General features: G+C 68.8%; 16 protein-coding genes and 4 pseudogenes. 7 read left to right on the plus strand and 13 right to left on the minus strand.

The annotated features are described in order from the left end of the window. Positions 1 to 4: 4 nt before the first annotated feature. From ACQEXA_RS55710 to ACQEXA_RS55725, 4 genes are all read right to left on the minus strand, one after another. Positions 5 to 250 carry a hypothetical protein gene (locus ACQEXA_RS55710; RefSeq protein ID WP_433134075.1) on the minus strand — a complete coding sequence of 82 codons (246 nt, stop codon included), beginning with the start codon at positions 248 to 250 and terminating at the stop codon, positions 5 to 7. 251 nt (positions 251 to 501) lie between these two features. Then, a complete protein-coding gene (locus ACQEXA_RS55715; protein ID WP_433134077.1) occupies positions 502 to 852 on the minus strand; it encodes a DoxX family protein in 351 nt (116 codons plus the stop codon). Between the two features lie 65 nt (positions 853 to 917). Then, a complete protein-coding gene (locus ACQEXA_RS55720; protein ID WP_433134079.1) occupies positions 918 to 2,837 on the minus strand; it encodes an acyl-CoA synthetase in 1,920 nt (639 codons plus the stop codon). A 94-nt stretch (positions 2,838 to 2,931) separates the two neighbouring features. Then, the gene (locus ACQEXA_RS55725) at positions 2,932 to 3,885 is read right to left on the minus strand and encodes a fumarylacetoacetate hydrolase family protein (RefSeq protein ID WP_433134082.1); all 954 of its coding nucleotides are present in this window, start codon (positions 3,883 to 3,885) and stop codon (positions 2,932 to 2,934) included. 156 nt (positions 3,886 to 4,041) lie between these two features. Here ACQEXA_RS55725 and ACQEXA_RS55730 point away from each other — a divergent pair, with 156 nt between their 5' ends. The 3 genes and pseudogenes from ACQEXA_RS55730 to ACQEXA_RS55740 all read left to right on the plus strand — a co-directional run bounded on the left by ACQEXA_RS55730 (position 4,042) and on the right by ACQEXA_RS55740 (position 7,329). After that, positions 4,042 to 4,698 carry a TetR/AcrR family transcriptional regulator gene (locus ACQEXA_RS55730; protein ID WP_433134085.1) on the plus strand — a complete coding sequence of 219 codons (657 nt, stop codon included), beginning with the start codon at positions 4,042 to 4,044 and terminating at the stop codon, positions 4,696 to 4,698. 1,314 nt (positions 4,699 to 6,012) lie between these two features. After that, positions 6,013 to 6,237 (plus strand): hypothetical protein, encoded by a 225-nt coding sequence (locus ACQEXA_RS55735; RefSeq protein ID WP_433134088.1) that lies wholly within the window; start codon positions 6,013 to 6,015, stop codon positions 6,235 to 6,237. 106 nt (positions 6,238 to 6,343) lie between these two features. Then, a pseudogene (locus tag ACQEXA_RS55740) lies at positions 6,344 to 7,329 on the plus strand (transposase family protein). Positions 7,330 to 7,545: 216 nt separating this feature from the next. On the opposite strand, the gene ACQEXA_RS55745 reads toward ACQEXA_RS55740, so the two are convergent. The 9 genes and pseudogenes from ACQEXA_RS55745 to ACQEXA_RS55785 all read right to left on the minus strand — a co-directional run bounded on the left by ACQEXA_RS55745 (position 7,546) and on the right by ACQEXA_RS55785 (position 14,180). Next, positions 7,546 to 9,342 (minus strand): acyclic terpene utilization AtuA family protein, encoded by a 1,797-nt coding sequence (locus ACQEXA_RS55745; protein WP_433134090.1) that lies wholly within the window; start codon positions 9,340 to 9,342, stop codon positions 7,546 to 7,548. After that, on the minus strand, positions 9,339 to 9,785 hold the full coding sequence (locus tag ACQEXA_RS55750) for a MaoC/PaaZ C-terminal domain-containing protein (RefSeq protein ID WP_433134092.1): 447 nt from the start codon (positions 9,783 to 9,785) through the stop codon (positions 9,339 to 9,341). The genes ACQEXA_RS55745 and ACQEXA_RS55750 overlap by 4 nt, the downstream gene beginning before the upstream one ends. Beyond that, positions 9,785 to 10,330: an FAS1-like dehydratase domain-containing protein gene (locus tag ACQEXA_RS55755; protein ID WP_433134094.1), complete on the minus strand. Its 546-nt coding sequence runs from the start codon at positions 10,328 to 10,330 to the stop codon at positions 9,785 to 9,787. The genes ACQEXA_RS55750 and ACQEXA_RS55755 overlap by 1 nt, the downstream gene beginning before the upstream one ends. Then, positions 10,317 to 11,531, minus strand: coding sequence for a CaiB/BaiF CoA transferase family protein (locus ACQEXA_RS55760; RefSeq protein ID WP_433134096.1), 1,215 nt, complete (start codon positions 11,529 to 11,531; stop codon positions 10,317 to 10,319). Before ACQEXA_RS55760 ends, ACQEXA_RS55755 begins: the two co-directional genes overlap by 14 nt. Before the next feature lie 17 nt (positions 11,532 to 11,548). Further along, positions 11,549 to 12,103 carry a 2,4'-dihydroxyacetophenone dioxygenase family protein gene (locus tag ACQEXA_RS55765; protein ID WP_433134099.1) on the minus strand — a complete coding sequence of 185 codons (555 nt, stop codon included), beginning with the start codon at positions 12,101 to 12,103 and terminating at the stop codon, positions 11,549 to 11,551. A 66-nt stretch (positions 12,104 to 12,169) separates the two neighbouring features. After that, positions 12,170 to 13,057 (minus strand): bile acid:sodium symporter family protein, encoded by an 888-nt coding sequence (locus tag ACQEXA_RS55770; protein WP_433134101.1) that lies wholly within the window; start codon positions 13,055 to 13,057, stop codon positions 12,170 to 12,172. 218 nt (positions 13,058 to 13,275) lie between these two features. Continuing rightward, positions 13,276 to 13,485 (minus strand): annotated as a pseudogene (locus ACQEXA_RS55775) (CoA transferase); the annotation flags it as partial. 25 nt (positions 13,486 to 13,510) lie between these two features. Continuing rightward, positions 13,511 to 13,603: pseudogene (locus tag ACQEXA_RS55780) on the minus strand (CoA transferase); the annotation flags it as partial. Between the two features lie 22 nt (positions 13,604 to 13,625). Further along, on the minus strand, positions 13,626 to 14,180 hold the full coding sequence (locus ACQEXA_RS55785; protein WP_433134104.1) for a 2,4'-dihydroxyacetophenone dioxygenase family protein: 555 nt from the start codon (positions 14,178 to 14,180) through the stop codon (positions 13,626 to 13,628). A gap of 164 nt (positions 14,181 to 14,344) precedes the next feature. Between ACQEXA_RS55785 and ACQEXA_RS55790 the strand changes: the two genes are divergently transcribed. From ACQEXA_RS55790 to ACQEXA_RS55805, 4 genes and pseudogenes are all read left to right on the plus strand, one after another. Then, entirely contained in the window at positions 14,345 to 15,088 is a 744-nt protein-coding gene (locus ACQEXA_RS55790) for an IclR family transcriptional regulator (protein WP_433134107.1), read from the plus strand. An 822-nt stretch (positions 15,089 to 15,910) separates the two neighbouring features. Beyond that, positions 15,911 to 16,192 (plus strand): annotated as a pseudogene (locus ACQEXA_RS55795) (transposase); the annotation flags it as partial. A 109-nt stretch (positions 16,193 to 16,301) separates the two neighbouring features. Continuing rightward, positions 16,302 to 16,517, plus strand: a complete 216-nt coding sequence (locus tag ACQEXA_RS55800; protein ID WP_433134109.1) for a hypothetical protein — start codon at positions 16,302 to 16,304, stop codon at positions 16,515 to 16,517. Between the two features lie 46 nt (positions 16,518 to 16,563). Then, positions 16,564 to 16,788, plus strand: a complete 225-nt coding sequence (locus ACQEXA_RS55805) for a hypothetical protein (RefSeq protein ID WP_433134111.1) — start codon at positions 16,564 to 16,566, stop codon at positions 16,786 to 16,788. The last annotated feature ends 269 nt before the right edge of the window (positions 16,789 to 17,057 follow it).

Here is a 17,057-nt window from a genome sequence, read left to right on the forward strand (position 1 = left end):
CGGCTCAGGAGAGGCAGGAACAGCGCGAGGGCGTTTGCCCGGCCGGTGGCGTGGTGGCTGACGGTGTCGAGGCCGGGTGGCGGTCGTACTCGCCGGTGAAGTGAGCGACGGCGAGTTCAGTGCGAAGGGGCCGGTCGGTTCCGAAGAGCGCCCGGTCGGGGTGGGTGAAGACCGGCAGGCGGGGCAGCGCGGAGGCGTTGCCACACGCAGCGGTGTCCAGCCAGAAGCCGCGCAGGTCCTCGAGGATCACCTCGAAGCCTCAGCCGGCTGGTCTCGGCGCCCAGGGCGGCGATGATGCGGTCGGCGGCGTACTAGAGGAAACCGCCCTTCTTCGCGGCGGCCGGGAGCGTGGACGCTGTGCTACTTCGGCCACCACGTGGAGGCGCGAGGCGGCAGATGCTGGCGGACGTCGATGCGGCTCATGGTGATGCTCCTTGGGTCCCAGGCGGCGGCTGGGCGGTCACGGCGACACGTCGGCGTCGGCCACGGGTGTGCGGTCGGCTAGCCGCCGACCAGAAGGACGAGATGGGCTGCGGCCAGGGCGCCCATGACGGCGGCCGGCAGGCAGCGGGCGGCCGGGTCGCCGCTGCGCAGGTGTACGACGACGGCTCCGGCCATGAGCAGGATCAGGCCTGCTGAGGCGGCGGCGCCGAGTGCTGTGATCCGCAGGCCGGCCAGCAGCCCGGCCGCTGCCGCCGCCTCCAGAGCGCCCAGCAGGCGGTAGTGGGTGGTGGTCATGCCAACGTGGGCTGCGGCCTGGCGCATCGCGGGCACTGCCGCGAGCTTGGCCGACCCCAGCAGGAGGAAGATCCCGGCCAGGACGATGGCCAGGACGATGGTGGTGGTCCTCATGGAGGTTCTCTCTGTGCGGAAGGGATGGCTCGCTGCCATCCGGAAGCGGGTCGCTGTGGCCCAGGTCAGGCGTGCTGGGGGGCGTACTGCCAGTGCAGGACGTACCGGTCAAGGGCTGCGGTGACCCTGTGCCGTACCGACTCGTCGGCGGGGGCGGGCAGCACGACGCGGACCCCGCCGTCGTGCGGCCGGCACACGATCCGTTCCGGGTCGCAGTCCGCGCCGTGGGCGGCCAGTTCGGCGTGGACCGCGCGGCGGGTGGCGTCCAGGCGCAGCCCGAGCTTGTAGGGCTTGCCGACGGCGGTGAGCGGGATGGCGTCGATCACGAGCACTTCCCGCGGGGCGGCGGCGCGCTCGGGGACCCGTTCGGTGGCCCAGGTGAGCAGCTCGGCGGGGTCCACGCGGGCGCCGGGGGTGAGGGTGACGTAGGCGACGGGCACCTCGCCGGCGTGCGGGTCGGGACGGCCGACCGCCGCGGCGGCGGTGACCTCGGGGTGGGCGAGGAGGGCGTCCTCGATTCCGGCGGGGTCGATGTTGTGGCCCCCGCGGATGATCAGGTCCTTGGCGCGGCCGGCGAGACAGATGAAGCCGTCGGCGTCGATGCGGGCCAGGTCGCCGGTCTCCAGCCAGCCGTCGCAGATCTTCCCGGCAGTCTGCAGGCACGGCCCGTGGGCGGTGTGCTCGGTGACGTAGCCAGCGAAGACCACGGGGCCACTGACGGCGAGCACCCCGGTGGTGCCTGGCGGCAGGTCGTGCCACTGGCCGGTGTCCGGGTCGATTCGCACTGTCTTGACCTGCTGGTAGGGCAGGCGCCGACCGACGGTGCCGGGTCGGGTGTGACCGGGCAGGCCGAGGGCGGAGGCGCAGGTCGCTTCGGTCAGCCCGTAGCCCTCGCACAGCGGGATGCCGGTGTGTTCCTCGAAGGACTCCCGTACGGCGGGCGGGAGCGGGGAGGCGCCGACGGCGGCGAACCGCATGCTGGAGACGTCCGCGTCGACGGGGACGCGTGCGAGGACGGAGTACACGGTGGGTACGCCGGACATGGCGGCGATGCGGTAGTGCTCCACCAGCTTCCAGAACACCCCGTACAACTTGGGATCGCGATAGCCCAACGGCCCGGCCCACACCACCCGCTGGCCGCGCAGCAGCGGGCCGAGCAGGGTGACGATCAGGGCGTTGACGTGGAACAACGGCAGCGCCGCGAACATCACCGAGTCCGTGTCCAGCGGGATGCTCGCAGCCACCATCCAAGCATCGACGACCTCGTTGGCGTGCGTGTGCGCGGCGAGCTTGGGCGTCCCGGTGGTGCCACCGGTGTGGAAGTAGGCCGCCAGATCGTCGGCGGCCGGGGGCTTGATGTCCACCAGCTTCTCGGCCGGGTGCGCCGCGGCCAGCTCCGCGAGGTAGCCCACGCGTACGCCCTCGACCGGCTCCAGGGCCAGGGCGGGACCGTCGGCCGCGGTGGGGGCCAAGGCCAGCAGCGCGTCCAGGCGCAGAGCGGCGGCGACCTGCCGCGCTGTGGCCCACACTTGCGCATCCAGCTGCGGACCGGCGGCAATGAGCACTCTTGCCCCGCCGCGCCGCAGCAACTGCTCGACGTGTTCGGGCGCCAGGCCCGGGTTGACCGGGGCGGCGATACCGGCGGCTTGCGCGGCCAGAAGCGCGGGGGGCAGTTCTGCGGTGTTCGGCGAGAGCAGGGCCACGGCGTCGCGGCGGGTGACGCCGAGAGAGCGCAGCAGGTTGGCGGTGCGATGCACCCGGTCGCGCAGCTGCGCGAAGGTCGCGGTGGCGGGACGCAGGAAGCGTGCGGCATCGGGCAGGACTGTCAGGGCCGGGCGGTCAGGCCACAATCGGGCGGCCCGGAGCAGAGTGTCGTAGGTGGTGGCGGGCAGGCCGCGCTCGTGCAGCGGGACGGCCTCGATGGCAGGCAGGTCCGCGGGACTGTCATAGGCGGGCCACAGCAGGTCGGTGGGTGTCAGCGTCACCAGTGCGCCTTTGCAGGGTGAGAGATGGGGTCAGTGGCCGACCCGGTACGGGGGAACCGGGCCGGCCGGTCCCGGGCGGGGATCCCGGGAGTCGTCAGCGGGCGCGCACCACCGTGCGCTGCTCACCGAGATCGAGGACGCCGTCGTCGGTCGCGATGCGGGCCGTGACGACGTCGCCGTCCTTGAGGTAGTTAGGGTTCTTCTGCTGGCGGGCGAAGAACTTCTGCCAGCGCTTGTGCGGGGGCAGCAGGGCGGCAAGCGTGGCCAGGAGCTTGCCCGGGGACTTGAGGGCGGTGCCACCGGGAGTTCCGGTGAGCAGGACGTCACCGGACTTCAGGGTCTGGAAGCGGGCCAGCAGGCTGAGTGCGCGCGCGGGCCGGACGATCATGTCAGTGGTGGTGTGGTCCTGCCGGGTGGTCCCATTGACCTTCAACGTGAGCCGCAGGTCCGGCAGTCGGGCCAGGTCGTCGGCGTCGACCAGAAGCAGGCGGGGGCCGAGCGGGGTGAAGGTGGGGTACGACTTGGACTCGTAGAACTGGGTCTTGGGCAGCTGCACGTCGCGGGCGCTGACGTCGTCGGCGACGACCAGCGCGGCGACATACTCCGGCAGGGTGGAGTCGGTGACCTCGGTGCCGACCGGCAGGTCCGCGCCCATCACGAGACCGAGTTCGACCTCGTAGTCCAGGAACCGCACGTGCTGTGGACGCACGATGTCCTGGTAGGGGCCGCTGACGGACCCGGAGGCCTTGCGGAAGAACGCGGGCGGGACGGTGTCCGGGTCGAATCCGGAGTCCACTGCGTGGGAGCGGTAGTTGACCATCTGCGCCACTACCCGGCAGGGGGTGGTGACGGGCGACAGCAGCTCCCCTTCTCCAGCGGAAACCCCAGCGTCTGGGTCGGCCGCGGCGCGGGCGGCCGCCTCCCGCACGGCGGAGCGGTCGGCGAGCAGGCCGGCAGTGGTGTCCGCATCGGTTGCGACGCGGTGCAGCCATCCTGTGCCGCTCTCCACCCACCAGCCGTCTGAGGTGCGGACGACCTGGATACTCATCGGCTCTCCCGAGTCCTGGACAGCGTCGACCGAACTGCTCCCGCGAGCAACCTCCGGTCACTAGTGATGAAAGAATCAGTCCAGATGGTGAACTCGTCAAGAGGTGTTTCAATCACTGATGAATAAATCATCATGATCAATGGGTAAGGTGTGGGGATGACTATCGACGGACAGGGCAGGGCCAACAGCCAGGTGCCCAACCGCCTGGATCGGCGCAAGGCACGCACCCGGGCCGCACTGGTCGCCGCCGCGCAGAGGCTTCTCTCCGAGCAGGGGCGGGCCGACGTGAGCATCCAGGAGATCACCGAGGCGGCGGACGTAGGCTTTGGCTCCTTCTACAACCACTTCACCAGCAAGGACGAGCTGTTCGACGCCGCCGTCGCTCTCACCTTGGAAGAACACGGCGCCCTTCTGGACTCCGTCGTAGGAGATCTGAAGGACCCGGCGGAGGTATTCGCCGCGAGCGTCCGCCTGACCGGCCGACTGCAGCGCACCCACCCGCAGATGGCCAGGATCTTCGTGCGTACGGGCATGCCCTACCTGACTTCCGAGGGCGGCCTGGCCCCGCAGGCGATGCGGGACCTGCAGGCTGCCGCCGACAGCGGGCGGCTGGACATCGACGACCCCCATACCGCCGTCGCCATGACCGGCGGCGCCCTGCTCGGAGTGCTGCACCTCCTGGAGACCCGCCCCGACCTCGATGCCGAGCGCGTCACCGATCAACTGGCCGCCCGCCTACTGCGCATGTTCGGCCTGACGCGCACCGAAGCACAGGAGATCGCCACCCGGCCCCTGCCCGCGACGTCAACTTGACCCGGTCCTAAGGGACCGGGCTTGGAGGTAGTGCACCGCTGGCTGTGGTGTGGCCTCCTCCGGGACATCCGGTACTTCACATACTCATTGTCGCTGGGGTGGATCAGGCCGGAGTCCGTCTTGATCCGGCGCCGCCACAGGGCCATCTCCAGTGCGTCCAGAGGGAGTTCGGTCCGCATATGGTTGGCGGCCTGCCAGCCGGCAGCGAGATTGAAGTCCGGCCAGTACTGGAACAGCGAGGGGCCCAAGACAACCGCACAGATCGACGCGCAGCTCCCATGCCGCCACAGTGGCGGCGACCCGGCGACAAGTCTGGGGCCATCTCTGAGCCGTATGAGGTCAGCCGATGGCTGATGAGTACTCCGGCTTCTGAACAAGGGCACGACGACAGGTACTCTGTGCGGACCAACAAGCCAGGAGATGCCATGGAAGACCTGACGGCATCAGCTGTTACTCGTGTGCTGAGAGCCGTCGGCTCCGCAGTGTCCTTCGTAGTCGACTTGCTGGGTATCCGGGACTGGATCAGAGACGTCCGGCGAGAGAAGCGCAACAAGTCCTAACCCCGTACCCCTTCCGTGCCCATCGAGCGGGAAACCAACCACGGGCGATCACGGTGCACCGACACGCAGATGACCCGCGACCGTTCATCCTGGTCAGGGGCCGGCCTGTCTGCGGAGAGTGGATTTGAAACCCACGGTGGTGTCGCCACCACGACGGTTTTCAAGATTGTTTATAGAGGTGTTCGGCCTTGAGACTCCACCGAGCGCGCGTACACTGCCGCTCGCAGCCCGAGAAGCAACATGTGGGGACGGTATGGCCGACGCGTCGAGGTTCCCTGGCCGAGCAGGGCGCATCGTAGTGCTCGCCTTGGTGTCTTGTGGTTGGGTGGCTGCCCCAATCTCCACCTTCATCGACATGGCCCACATCACTTGGCCGGGTTGGGTCCTGTTTCTCGTGGCCAGCGCACTTCTGACCCGGGAGTGGCGACGCGCTCGGCATCGAGAGGCCCCGTACGACGTGCGGCAGCAAGCCCAGATGCCCCGAGCCTCGGACGCGAGTAGCCACGGGGCCGTCTCCAAGCCGTCCGAGGGCGGCCAACGATGACAGGCGATGACAACCACCCAGCGGATCAGCGCAGGCCACAGCGGTAAGCTGGAGCATCGGCCCAAGTGGGCGACTGGCCGAATCACTTCCAGTAGAACCAGCCGATAGGTGATCCAACCCCGAGTCCTTGCTGGAGCATTGACCTCCCGGTCAAAGGTTAGGAGCATACGCTTGTGATCAGGCATCATCCCGCGATGACACAGGGTCATCATGGCAGTTGAACCACGGCACGATGTGCGTCGGCTGCGTATGCGTGTGCGCGGCTACCTCCTCGCCGTGCCGATCCTCGCTGGGGTGGCGGTCATAGGTCACTGGTGGGTGCCTGAACCGTGGTCAGCGAGCATAGAGACCGTGCTCTTCATACTTGCGGCATCCGTGCTCTACGGCGAGGTCCGCGCCTGGCGACTCCGTCGTATCCACCGTATGCCCGATTGAGCAGGAATCAACGGGCAGCAACAGGAGTGTCTAACGGGCTGCCCCGCGATTGATCTTGGTCACAGGTGGGGACATGGCGAAGGCCGCGCGAGTTGATCCGGGTGTGATGACGAGTCAGGCCCGCGCGGCCATGTCCCATTCTGCCTTCTGCGGCTTGTCGGAGGAGCACCTGGGTGAGCTGGTAGCCGAGCTCGCGCCGCGCTGGGAGGCGCGGTGCGAGTCCGGGCGTCACGAGCGACGTGGCAATGCCCGCCGCCGGGAGGCGGGGGCGGGGCCGAGGTACGAACTGGTCTTCGTCGACCGGTTGCTGGCCACGCTGGTGCATCTGCGGACCGGGCTCACCCACGCGGCGCTGGGCGTGATCTACGAGGTGGGCTCGTCCACGATCGGCCGCGCGATCGGTGAGATCCGCCCGCTGCTCGCTGAGCGCGGCTTCGCTGTCCCGGAGCGGCCCGGGCTGCGGTTGCGCACGTTGGAGGACGTGTTCGCCTACGCCGAGGCCGAGAACGTCACCTTGCGGATCGCGGGATGGAGAGCCAGGTCCGCCGTCCGAAGGCGGGCAGGCCCGGACGGCGGGTGTTTGTCTCCGGCAAGCGCAAGCAGAACACCATCAAGACCACCACGATCAGCGACGGCCAGGGCCGCACCCTGTGGTCCGGGGCCACCCGGCCCGGCCGCATGCACGACCAGACCGTGATGCGTACCGAGGGCATTGCCGAGCAGTTCCGCCAGCACCCAGGCGTGAAGGCCGAGGTCGATGACGGATACCGGGGCCTGGCCAACGAGTTCCCCGAGCAGGTCTCGGCCCCGCCGAAGAAACCGAAGGAGCACGAGAAGGACGACGCCCCGCTGACCGAGAAGTACGGCTGGCGCGAGATGAAGCGCCGACAGTCCTCGCGCAGGATCTGTGTCGAGCACGCCAACGCCGAGCACCGTCAGTGGCGTCCGCTCCAGCGATACACCGGACGCCGGGAGACCTACGCCGAGACCCACCGTGCCGTCGCCGGACTCGTCTCCGACCGCGCCGCCCGCAGGGCCACCCGCCGCAAGCCGAGCATCGAACTCGTACTCGCCCGCCCGACGGCCTGCTGAATCGCCCACCAGCCGAACCTCCAGGCCAGCACGCCCCAAGATCAATCGCAGGGCAGCGCGTAAGTCACCGGGGGTACGGCTTGCGCTCACTTACTCCGCCACCCCCAACACGCCCAAGCCCGCGGACCAGCCGACTCCGCCCACACCCACCCCAATCAGGCGACGGCAGAACCATTCAAAACCTCACGAACGGCTCTCCCGCGCGGGACAGTTGAGCTACGTCTTGGCAAGAGAGCGAGGCACCTTGATGCTGCGTGAGCGGAGCCATTCGCCGAGTGCTTTGGCCTGCGAGTCCAGCCGCAGTGTCGAGGTGGCGCCGGTCCCGAGCAGTCCTCGGACGACGAAGTTGACTGCGCCCAGGTTGGGGAGTTCGTGGCGCGAGATCTCCAGTGCGCGTGTTTCGGGAAGAAGGCGTCGCAGTTCTTCGATGGTGAGGGTGGACCTGAGCCAGTCCCATGCCGCACGGTCGCGTACCCAGACGCCGAGATTCGCGTCGCCGCCCTTGTCGCCGGAGCGGGCATGCACGATCTCACCGAGTGGGGCGACGACGAGTTCGTCTGCTCGCGGCGCAGGCACCGATGGCGCGAGCGCCGGCTCGGCCTGCGGCGTCACCTCCCCACCGGCGCCGTCCGGGTTGCCGGGGGCGACGGTCTCGGTCGTGCCGTCGTAGTGGTGGACCGTGTGGTGGAGCAGTCGCTGGTCGAGCAGTGCAGGCCAGTAGACACCGAATGCGGACCCTGATTGTGGAGGGCCGAGGGAGTACAGCCCGGGGTAGCTGGACAGGGCCAGCTCGACCACGCACGACGAGAAGACGCGCCCAGCGGCCTGCTGCGTCCCCTGCACGGTGATCCTGAGCAGCTCGGTTCCCGCGTTCTGGGTGTCGGGATCGGGCTGGGCCTGCCCGATGCGCTCGATGGCGACCGCGTCGAGCCCGCGGGCGGCCTCGGTGTAGCGGTGGACGAATCGCTCCACGAGGGCGGCCTTCGCGTCGAGGTCCGGGCCGGTGAGCGCGAGGGTCGCGCTGTTCGTCCAGCCTCCCACCCCGGTGATCGCGACCTTGGTCGTCCCGGGTGGCGCCGAGCCTCGCACGCCGCTGACCCCGACGCGGTCCTCGCCGAGGTCCGTCAGCGTGGCGGTGTCCAGGTGGGCGGTCACGTCGGGGTTGAGATAGGCGGGCTCACCGATCTCGTAGAGCAGTTGAGCGGTGACCGTGTCCCGGGTGACCACACCGCCGGTGCCCGGGTTCTTGGTGATCACCGAGGAGCCGTCCGCGGCGATCTCGGCGATCGGGAACCCCGGCTCCACGAGGTCGGGGACCGTACGGAACCCGGAGAAGTTGCCGCCGGTCGCTTGAGGCCCGCACTCGATGACGTGTCCGGCGGCGACCGCGCCGGCGAGGGCGTCGTGGTCATCAGGCGTCCACCCCCACCACCAGGCGGCGGGACCGACGAGCAGGGAGGCGTCGGCGACCCGGCCGGTGACGACGATGTCGGCGCCGTCGTGGAGGGCGCGCGCGATGCCGAATCCGCCCAGGTAGGCGTTGGCCGTCAGCGGCTGGTGCGGCCAGTCCGACAGCGGCTGACCACTCGTCAGGTGCGACAGGCAATGGCCCGCCTGCCGCAGACCGTCGAGGCTGCCGAAGACGTCGTCGCCCTCGATGTGGGAGACCCGCAGGTCGTGACCGTGGCGTGCGATCAGTTCGCGGGTCGCGGCGGCCAGTCCGGCGGGGTTGAGTCCTCCGGCGTTGACGACGAGCCTGATCCTGTGCGCGACCAGGTGTTCGAGCGCCGCGTCGAGGTGCTGCAGGAAGGTGGTCGCGTGGCCCTTCGTGCTGTCCTTGGCGCGCGCCTTGCCGAGGATCAGCATCGTGACCTCGGCGAGGTAGTCACCGGTGAGGACGTCGATGTCGCCCGCTCGGGCCATGTCGGCCATGGCCGATGCGCGGTCGCCGTAGAAGCCGGAGCAGTTCCCGACGCGGAGGGGACGCTGCCCCTGTCCTGATGCTGACGTCATGCTGACTCTTCCGATGTCGAGGGACGAAGGCCGCCGGTGTTCTCGCCCCCGGTCCTGTTGACCCGTACCGTCCCTTCGAACCCCACCTCGCCGGAGAGGTGCTCCTCGGCCAGCTCAAGGGTCATGCTCTCGCCCTCGATATGGGTCACTCGGGCGGTGTACGCCAGGTTGGCCGGCGCGTAGACGGGCTTGCGCAAACGGTAGGCGACCTTCACCACATGCCACTCGGGGCCGAGAGCTTCGGTGACGCAGCGCAGGGCAAGCGCCGCCCGCAGGTGGGAGTGCAGGACGACACCGGCGTGGCCCTCCTCGCGTGCATAGCGGTCGTCGAAGTGGATGCGGTGGGGGTTCCAGGTGACCGCGCTGTAGCGGAACAGCTGGAATGGCGTGGCCGTGTGCTTGAGTCGCGGGAGCATGTCCCCGACCTGGAAGCTGATGGACACTAGGACTCCTGCAGTGGGTTGCGCAGTACGACGGTGCGCCGGTTGCGGTTGAGGACGGCACCCTCGGCGGACATGAACGTGTTGACGGTGGTGACGAACACGCAGGTACCGGCGCGGGTCTGTTTGGGAGTGACCGCCTCGAGGACGCTCTCGAGCACCACCTCCGTCCCCGCGGTCGGGGGAGTGACCAGCTCCATCTCTTCGCCGGCGCCCATCACGCGCAGCCCGAGGTCGCCGTTACCGAGGGGTGTGTCACCGCTGACGGGGGTTCCGTCGGGCTGGAGCCGGGCCTCGGGAGTGCCGATCCCCCACTCCACGATCGCGGCGAGCATGTTCGGTGGCGCCACGACATCCGCGTACCCCGCCGAGCGTGCGGCCGCCGGGTCGTAGTGGATCGGGTCGGTGGCGCCGATGGTCAGTGCGTAGCGGCCGATGGTCACCGCGTCCAGCGTGCCGAGGCTCCGGCGCGAGAGGACGGCGCCGGTCAGCGGCTGGGTCTGGGCGTAGTACTCCGCCAGCGGAGTACCGGGTTCAGGTGTGAACATGCCTGGGATCCTCATCATTGATCTGGGTGCCGGCTTCGCCGGCCGCATCCGCGTGGCCGGCAAGCTCCGCGAGAACCTCCCGCGTCGACTCGCCCAGCGGCGGGGCGGTCCGCAGCGGGCCCACCGGCGAGTCGCTGAGCCTCAGAGGGCATCCCGCAACCGGCACCCGGCCCCTGGCCGGGTGCTCGACGTACTGGATCATGCCGCGCTGGATCAGATGCTCATCCGTGTCGACCTCGCGGATCGACTTGACCGGCGCGCAGGGCATACCAGCGGCCTGCAGGTCCCGCACCAGCTCGGCACGCGTCCGCGTCCTGGTGCGGGAAGAGATCTGCTCGTCGACCGCGTCGATGTGGGCGACCCGGTCCTTCCGCGTGCGGAACCTGGGGTCGTCGATCAGCTCGGGCCGGCCCAGTGCGGTTGCCACGCCGCGCCAGTGCCGCTCGGCGATGCAGATGATCGCCAGCCATCCGTCGCTGGCCTCATAGATGTTGTACGGCGCGATCGCCATGCCCGTGTGCCGGTTCCCGGTGCGCTCGGGGAGCTCTCGGCCGGGGTTGTTGTGCAGGCCGCCCAGGCTGGATGCGAGCATCGGGTAGACGGTGTCGTGCATCGAGACCTCGACGATCTGCCCCCGTCCCGTGCGCTCGCGCTGGAACAGGGCCGCGCTGATCGCCCCGAACAGGTGGATGCCGCCGGAGAAGTCCACGAACGCGGCGCCGCCCTTGGTGGGCGGCCCGTCGGGCTCCCCGGTGGCCGAGGCGCTGCCGGACATCGCCTGCACGGTGATGTCCATGGCCGACATGTGGGCGTAGGGGCCGGTGGACCCGTAGCCCTTGCCGGAGGCCACGACCAGACGCGGGTTGTGTTCGAGGAGCCGCGCCGGGCTGAGCTGGAGGCGCTCCATCGTGCCCGGCGCGTAGTTCTCGATGAGCACGTCGGCGGTCTCGACCAGGTCGAGCAGCGCCTGGCGACCGGCGTCGGTCTTCAGGTCGAGCACCACACTCCGCTTATGGGAGTTGAGCATCACGAACTCGTGGGACTCGATCGGCTCGTGCGAGCGGAAGCGCAGTGGCTCACCGCCGGGTGGCTCGACCTTGATGACGTCGGCACCCAGTTGTGCGAGCAGGAGCCCGCAGTAGGGGCCGTTGTAGATCTGGCCCAGTTCCAGGACCCGGATGCCGTCGAACGCCGGTCGCATGGCTGCTCCCCTGCCGATCAGGACTTGATCACACCGGCGGCGCCGCCGTGGAGGTAGCCGACTGGTTCCACACCCTGTGCCGCCGCCCCGGTCTCGGTCAGGTGCTGGAGGGCCACCGAGTCCATGACCGAGTGGAAGGTGCCGTCCTCGTTGAAGCTGACCTGCGCACCCTCGATCCAGGCCAGGGCAACGGTGTCCTCGGTGTTGCCCTCGGGGCAGTAGAAGGTGTGCACCGAGCCGCCGGGCTCGTACAGGTAGGAGCCGGCCGTCTGCGGCTGGTCGGAGTACTCGTGGTACAGCCAGCGGCCCTGGATTGTCCACACCTGAGCCGGACCGGTGTGGTAGTGGAGCGGCAGCTTGCAACCGGGTGCCAAGGTGGCCAGGAACACCCACTCGCCGCGCTCGGGGTCCAGGCGCAGCGTCTGGATGTGAATGCCGGGGCCGACGAGATCCTTGAGCAGCGGGATCTGGTCGATGTTGACGGTCAGAAGCTCACCCTGCGGCAGAGCGACCAACGGCAGCGGAACGCCGCCGCGGGTGGTGGCCACGCCGGGAGAGACGGGTGCGGTCATGTTTTCGAGCCTTTCCATGTGAGTGCATCGGTATGGACAGTGCTGTCAGGTTTCGGCGGAGCCGGACTACCGCCCCTGTACCGGAACCGGCGCAATGATCGGCTCGGCGCGCCGGGAGAACAGATAGGAGGCGAGGCCCGCCGGCACGAACATCAGTACTCCGTAGAGAGCCGCGGGGACGGCCATCACCTCGTCGCCGATCACCGAGACGCTGACAATGATGGCCAGCGTGGAGTTGTGGAGGCCGATCTCCATCGCCGCGGCGATCGACTGGCGGCGGCTGACCCGGAAGAGACGAGTCACGACGTAGCCGATCACCAAGCTCAGCGTGCAGAGCACCAGGGCGATTCCGCCGAGCCTGCCCATGTTCGCTGCGAAGACGTCGAAGGATTGCGTGAGGGCGCCAACGGTCGCCAGCGCCAGCACCAACACCGAGGCGATCTTGGCGGGTTGACGCATGGCGTCTGCCCAGGCGCTGAACCGATGACGTGTCCAGACCCCGATGGCGACCGGGACTAGCACGATGGCCAGCACCTGAACGAACTTCCCGAACTGCAGACCGATCGAGGCCTCATCTCCCAGGAATCTCCACGTCGCCAGCGCGACGACGACCGGCAGCGTGAACGCGGCCAGCAGGGAGTTGATCGCGGTCAGCGTGATGTTCAGCGCGACATCGCCACCGGCGAGATGGCTGAACAGGTTTGCCGTGATGCCGCCCGGGGCGGCCACCAGGAGCATCACGCCCACCGCCAGCGCGCCGTGCAGATGGAACGCGAGAACCAGGCCGAAACAGACCGCGGGGAGCACGACGATCTGGCAGGTCAAGGCCACGGCCGCGGCCTTCGGGTACTTCAGCACCCGGGCGAAGTCGGCGACCGTCAATGTCAGACCCAGGCCGAACATCACCAGCCCGAGAATGGGCGGCAGAAGCATTGTGAACATGAGTGACGCCATGGGTGACTCCTAGCTTGGGATCGGCGAACTCGGGGGCGGTCCTGGCGGGACGGTTGGGTCACTTCAGGCAGACGTTTGGCCGCTCACGCACCTCGCGCCGGCCTGGCGGTGCCGGTACAACGCAGCACCCCGAAGTCCGACGGGTGAATCAGCTTCCGGAGCGTGGGGAGGTGTCGAGCTTGCGGGCGTTGAGCTCGACCATCGTGCGAGCCTCGTCGTCATGTAGAGCAGGGCATCGGCGTTATCCGGCCGAGCGTGCGGCTGCTGCCCGGCGCGTAGTTCTCGATGAGCACGTCGGCGGTCTCGGCCAGGTCGAGCAGCGCCTGGCGGCCGGATTCGGTCTTCAGGTCGAGCACCACACTGCGCTTGTTGGAGTTGGGCATCACGAACTCGTGGGAGTCGATCGGCTCGTGTGAGCGGTAGCGCGGTGGCTCGCCGCCGGGTGGGCTCGACCTTGATGACGTCGGCGCCCGGTTGTGCCAGCGGGAGCCCGCAGTAGGGGCCGTTGTGGATCTGGCCCAGTTCCAGGACCCGGACGCCGTCCAACGTCGGCCGTCGCCCTTTCCGATCAGGAGCTGATAACGCCGACGGCGCCGCCGTGGATGTAGGGGACCGGTCCGGTGCCCTGCGCTGCCGACACGGTCTCAGTCCGGTGCTGAGCGGAAACCGCGTCCATGATCGAGTGGAAGGTGCCGTCCTCGTTGAAGTTGACCGCCGCGCCCTCGATCCAGGCCAGGGCAATGGTGTCCTCGGTGTTGTCCTCGGGGCAGTAGAAGGTGTGCACCGAGCCGCCGGGCTCGTACAGGTAGGAGCCCGCGGTCTGCGGCTGGTCGGGGTACTCGCTGTACAGCCAGCGGCCCTGGATCGTCCACACCTGAACTGGGCCGGTGTGGTAGTGAAGGGGCAGCTTGGCCCCGGGCGACAGGATGCCGAGGACGACCCACTCGCCGCGCTCGGGGTCCAGGCGCAGCGGCTGGATGTGAACGCCAGGGGCGATGGCGTCCTTGAGCAGCGGGATCTGGTCGATGTTGACGGTCAGGAGCTCACCCTGCGGCAGGGCGACCAGGGGCAGCGGGGCGCCGCTGCCGGTGGTGGCCACGCCGGGAGAGACAGATGTGGTCATGTTCGTGGGCATCTCGCGTCGTACGGATTTACGTATGCTGAACCGGATTTCCGGATGGCGGGGACGCTACGGTGACCTACGTCTCTCTGACAAGACGCGTGCATGGACTTTTTCGGAGGGCGGTGGCCAGCGTCCTTTTCGGAGGGCGGTGCTAGCATCAGCCCATGCCCGTCCGCCCGCATCGCACGGTCGACCGAGTGATCGGGATCCTCGAAGCCGTCGCCCTGAGCCCGCGGGGCGTGACACTGGCCGAGCTGGCAGCCGCCCTGGACGCGGCGAAGAGCTCCGTTCAGGAGCTGACCAACGGACTTCTCGCCCGCGGCTACCTCATCGAGGACGACCGCCGGTTCCACCTCGGACCAGGGCCGTTCGTCCTCGCCGCGCGCGCGAACAAACTGGCCGCACTGTCACTCGATCACCAGTTCCTGGCCGAGTTGAACAAGGTCCTCCGCTGCACTGTCCTCGTCGGGGTGCGCGTCGGGGACGCCCTCGTCTACACCGACCATGCGGGTCAGGAGTCACCCGGCCTGACGTTCGTCGCGCGCACCCACGCCCGTCGCCCCCTCTACACGACCGCCGCCGGCAAGACTCTGCTCGCCAACGTCCCCGACGAGGAGATGTACCGGCTCCTGGAGCTGGCCGGTGCGGAACAGGCAGGAGAGGTCCGGCAATTCCTCGCCGAGCTCCCCGAGATCCGCTCCCGCCGACTCGCCTTCAACCGCGGCGTCACGTTCAAGGACGCCTTTGCCGTGGCCACGCCCCTGCTGGCACCCGACGGCAGTCCAATAGCGGCCATCAGTGCAGCCCTCGACCCCCCAGAAGCGGATCGTCTCGACGATGTCGGCGAAGAGCTCAAGAAGGCAGTCGCCGTACTCGGCCCCCAATACGGCCTCAACAGCGCCTCCTGATCCCTTGCGCAGGCGAGCGGCCCGGCTGTCGGCCTTCTCCATGATCGTGTGCCGGATGCCCGTCGCCGCAGGTGCTGACGGCAGGGACCGTTGCTGTACGCCCTGTTGATGGGCGGGTCGCCCGGTCGGGTAGCCGGAGGGGATCGCACCCAATGCCAGCAACTTTAGGCAGCGCGAGGTTGGGTCGCGGTGCGCGCTTGATCATGTTCATGTTGGTGCTGAGTCTGCGTGTTCGCGATGTCCGGGGTGGCGATGGCGAGGTGGTAGGTGGCGTTCTGCGAGGCCGGAGCGGTGGAGGCTTGCCGCGAGGGGAAATGGAACAGGGGTCGTTTGGCCATGCGCGGGCACGTCCGGCAAGTGACGTGTTCCGTGATCAGGCGCCGGGACAAGTCCTGGTAGATCTGTTCGGCGTGCGCATCGGCACACCGGGGCGTGATAGTGATCGCGTCCTGGACGGCGTCGCGGGCGACGGTGAAGGAGATCCTCGCGGGCTCAAGGTCCTCCCCGCGCAGGGCGGCGAGGCAGATGATGTGCCGGATCGCTTGGTAGACGATGAGGTAGGCCCACAGTTCCTGGCGGGCGACTTCAGGGTCGGCGGCGCGCAGAGCGCGGCGCGTGCCGCGCAGATAGGTCTTGATCTCCCGGAATCCTGTCTCGCAGCCGACCTCTTGGCATAGGTGGCAGCGGGTGCGGTCCGCGGGTCGAGCAGGGTGGTGACCAGGCGGTAGTGGCCGGTCCGTGCAGTGCCGTCATCGGTGCGCACGGTGATGACGGCCTCGACCACGCGCACCACGGGGCCGCGGGGCGCCAGCGGGGGCGGCGGTCGGCGCGGTGACGGTGCAGGCCCCCCGGGACCGACTGGGTACGTTCCGGCCTCAGATGCTGCCGAGGTACGCCCGCCGCACTGGCGCGTTGGATGATCTGGTGCTCTCGCTGACTGCGAAGGGCCTGACCTCCGGCGAGATCGTCTCCCACCTTGCGCAGACGTACGGGATGACGACCACGAAGGAGACCATCTCCACGATCACCGACAAGGCCCTGGAGTCGATGGCGGAATGGCGCACCCGCCCGCTCGAGCCGGTCTATCCCGTCGTCTTCATCGAGCACTATCTGGGGCTGGCAGACCGCTACCAGGCCGCGGGCTGGCAGACGAGCGCCGGCGCCGCGCGGGTGCGTGCCGGCGTCGCATTCCACTTCGGAAAGAGCCCTGGCGGTGCAGGATGACGCCCGCTACCGGGACCTGACGAACCGCAGCGTCGACGCTGTCGCTGCCGGCCTGCGAATCCTGGATTCACCCTTCGAACGGATCGAAGTTCCGTTCGAAGGGCACAAGGTGGTCGGCAACCTCCGCCGACCCCGCGGCACGGACCGGCCGCCGCTCGTCCTGCTCATACCCGGCACCGGATCCGTCAAGGAAGAGTTCCCGTAGTGGGAAGAGGACTTCCTCAGCCGCGGGATGGCCACCCTCTCCATGGATGGCCCAGGCCAGGGTGAGGTCGGCTTCGAGCTGGGCATCCGGCACGACTACGAGCAAGCGGTCTCCGCGCTGCTCGACGCGTTGGACGACCGGCGACGACCTCGACCTCACGCGGATCGCGGCCGCCGGAGTGAGCCTCGGCGGCTACTACGCCCTCCGCTCTGCCGCTTTCGACCCGCGCGTCACGACGGTGCTGGCCAACTGCGGCCTGTGGAGCGTCTGATTGGCTTAGCGAGGCTGAGCGTTGCTCAGCCTTGGGAGTCAATCGCCTTCGTGCCATGGGGTACTGAACGACAGGAGCCGCTAGCCCGCGTGGCACGTCCCTGCGGACGCTGGTCGACCGGGCCGTAAGACCCGACCGAGGAGGGTGCCCGATGTCGCCTGGGCGCCGGGCGTGTGCGTAGCACTCTGCCACAGGTTCACTACGCTTCGCTAATCCAACTGGTGAGCCTGGACGAGGAGTGGGAGCGGGTGCCGCCCCTCTACTGCGCG

The organism is Streptomyces sp. CA-106110 (assembly GCF_050936285.1).
Classification (GTDB): Bacteria; Actinomycetota; Actinomycetes; order Streptomycetales; family Streptomycetaceae; genus Streptomyces.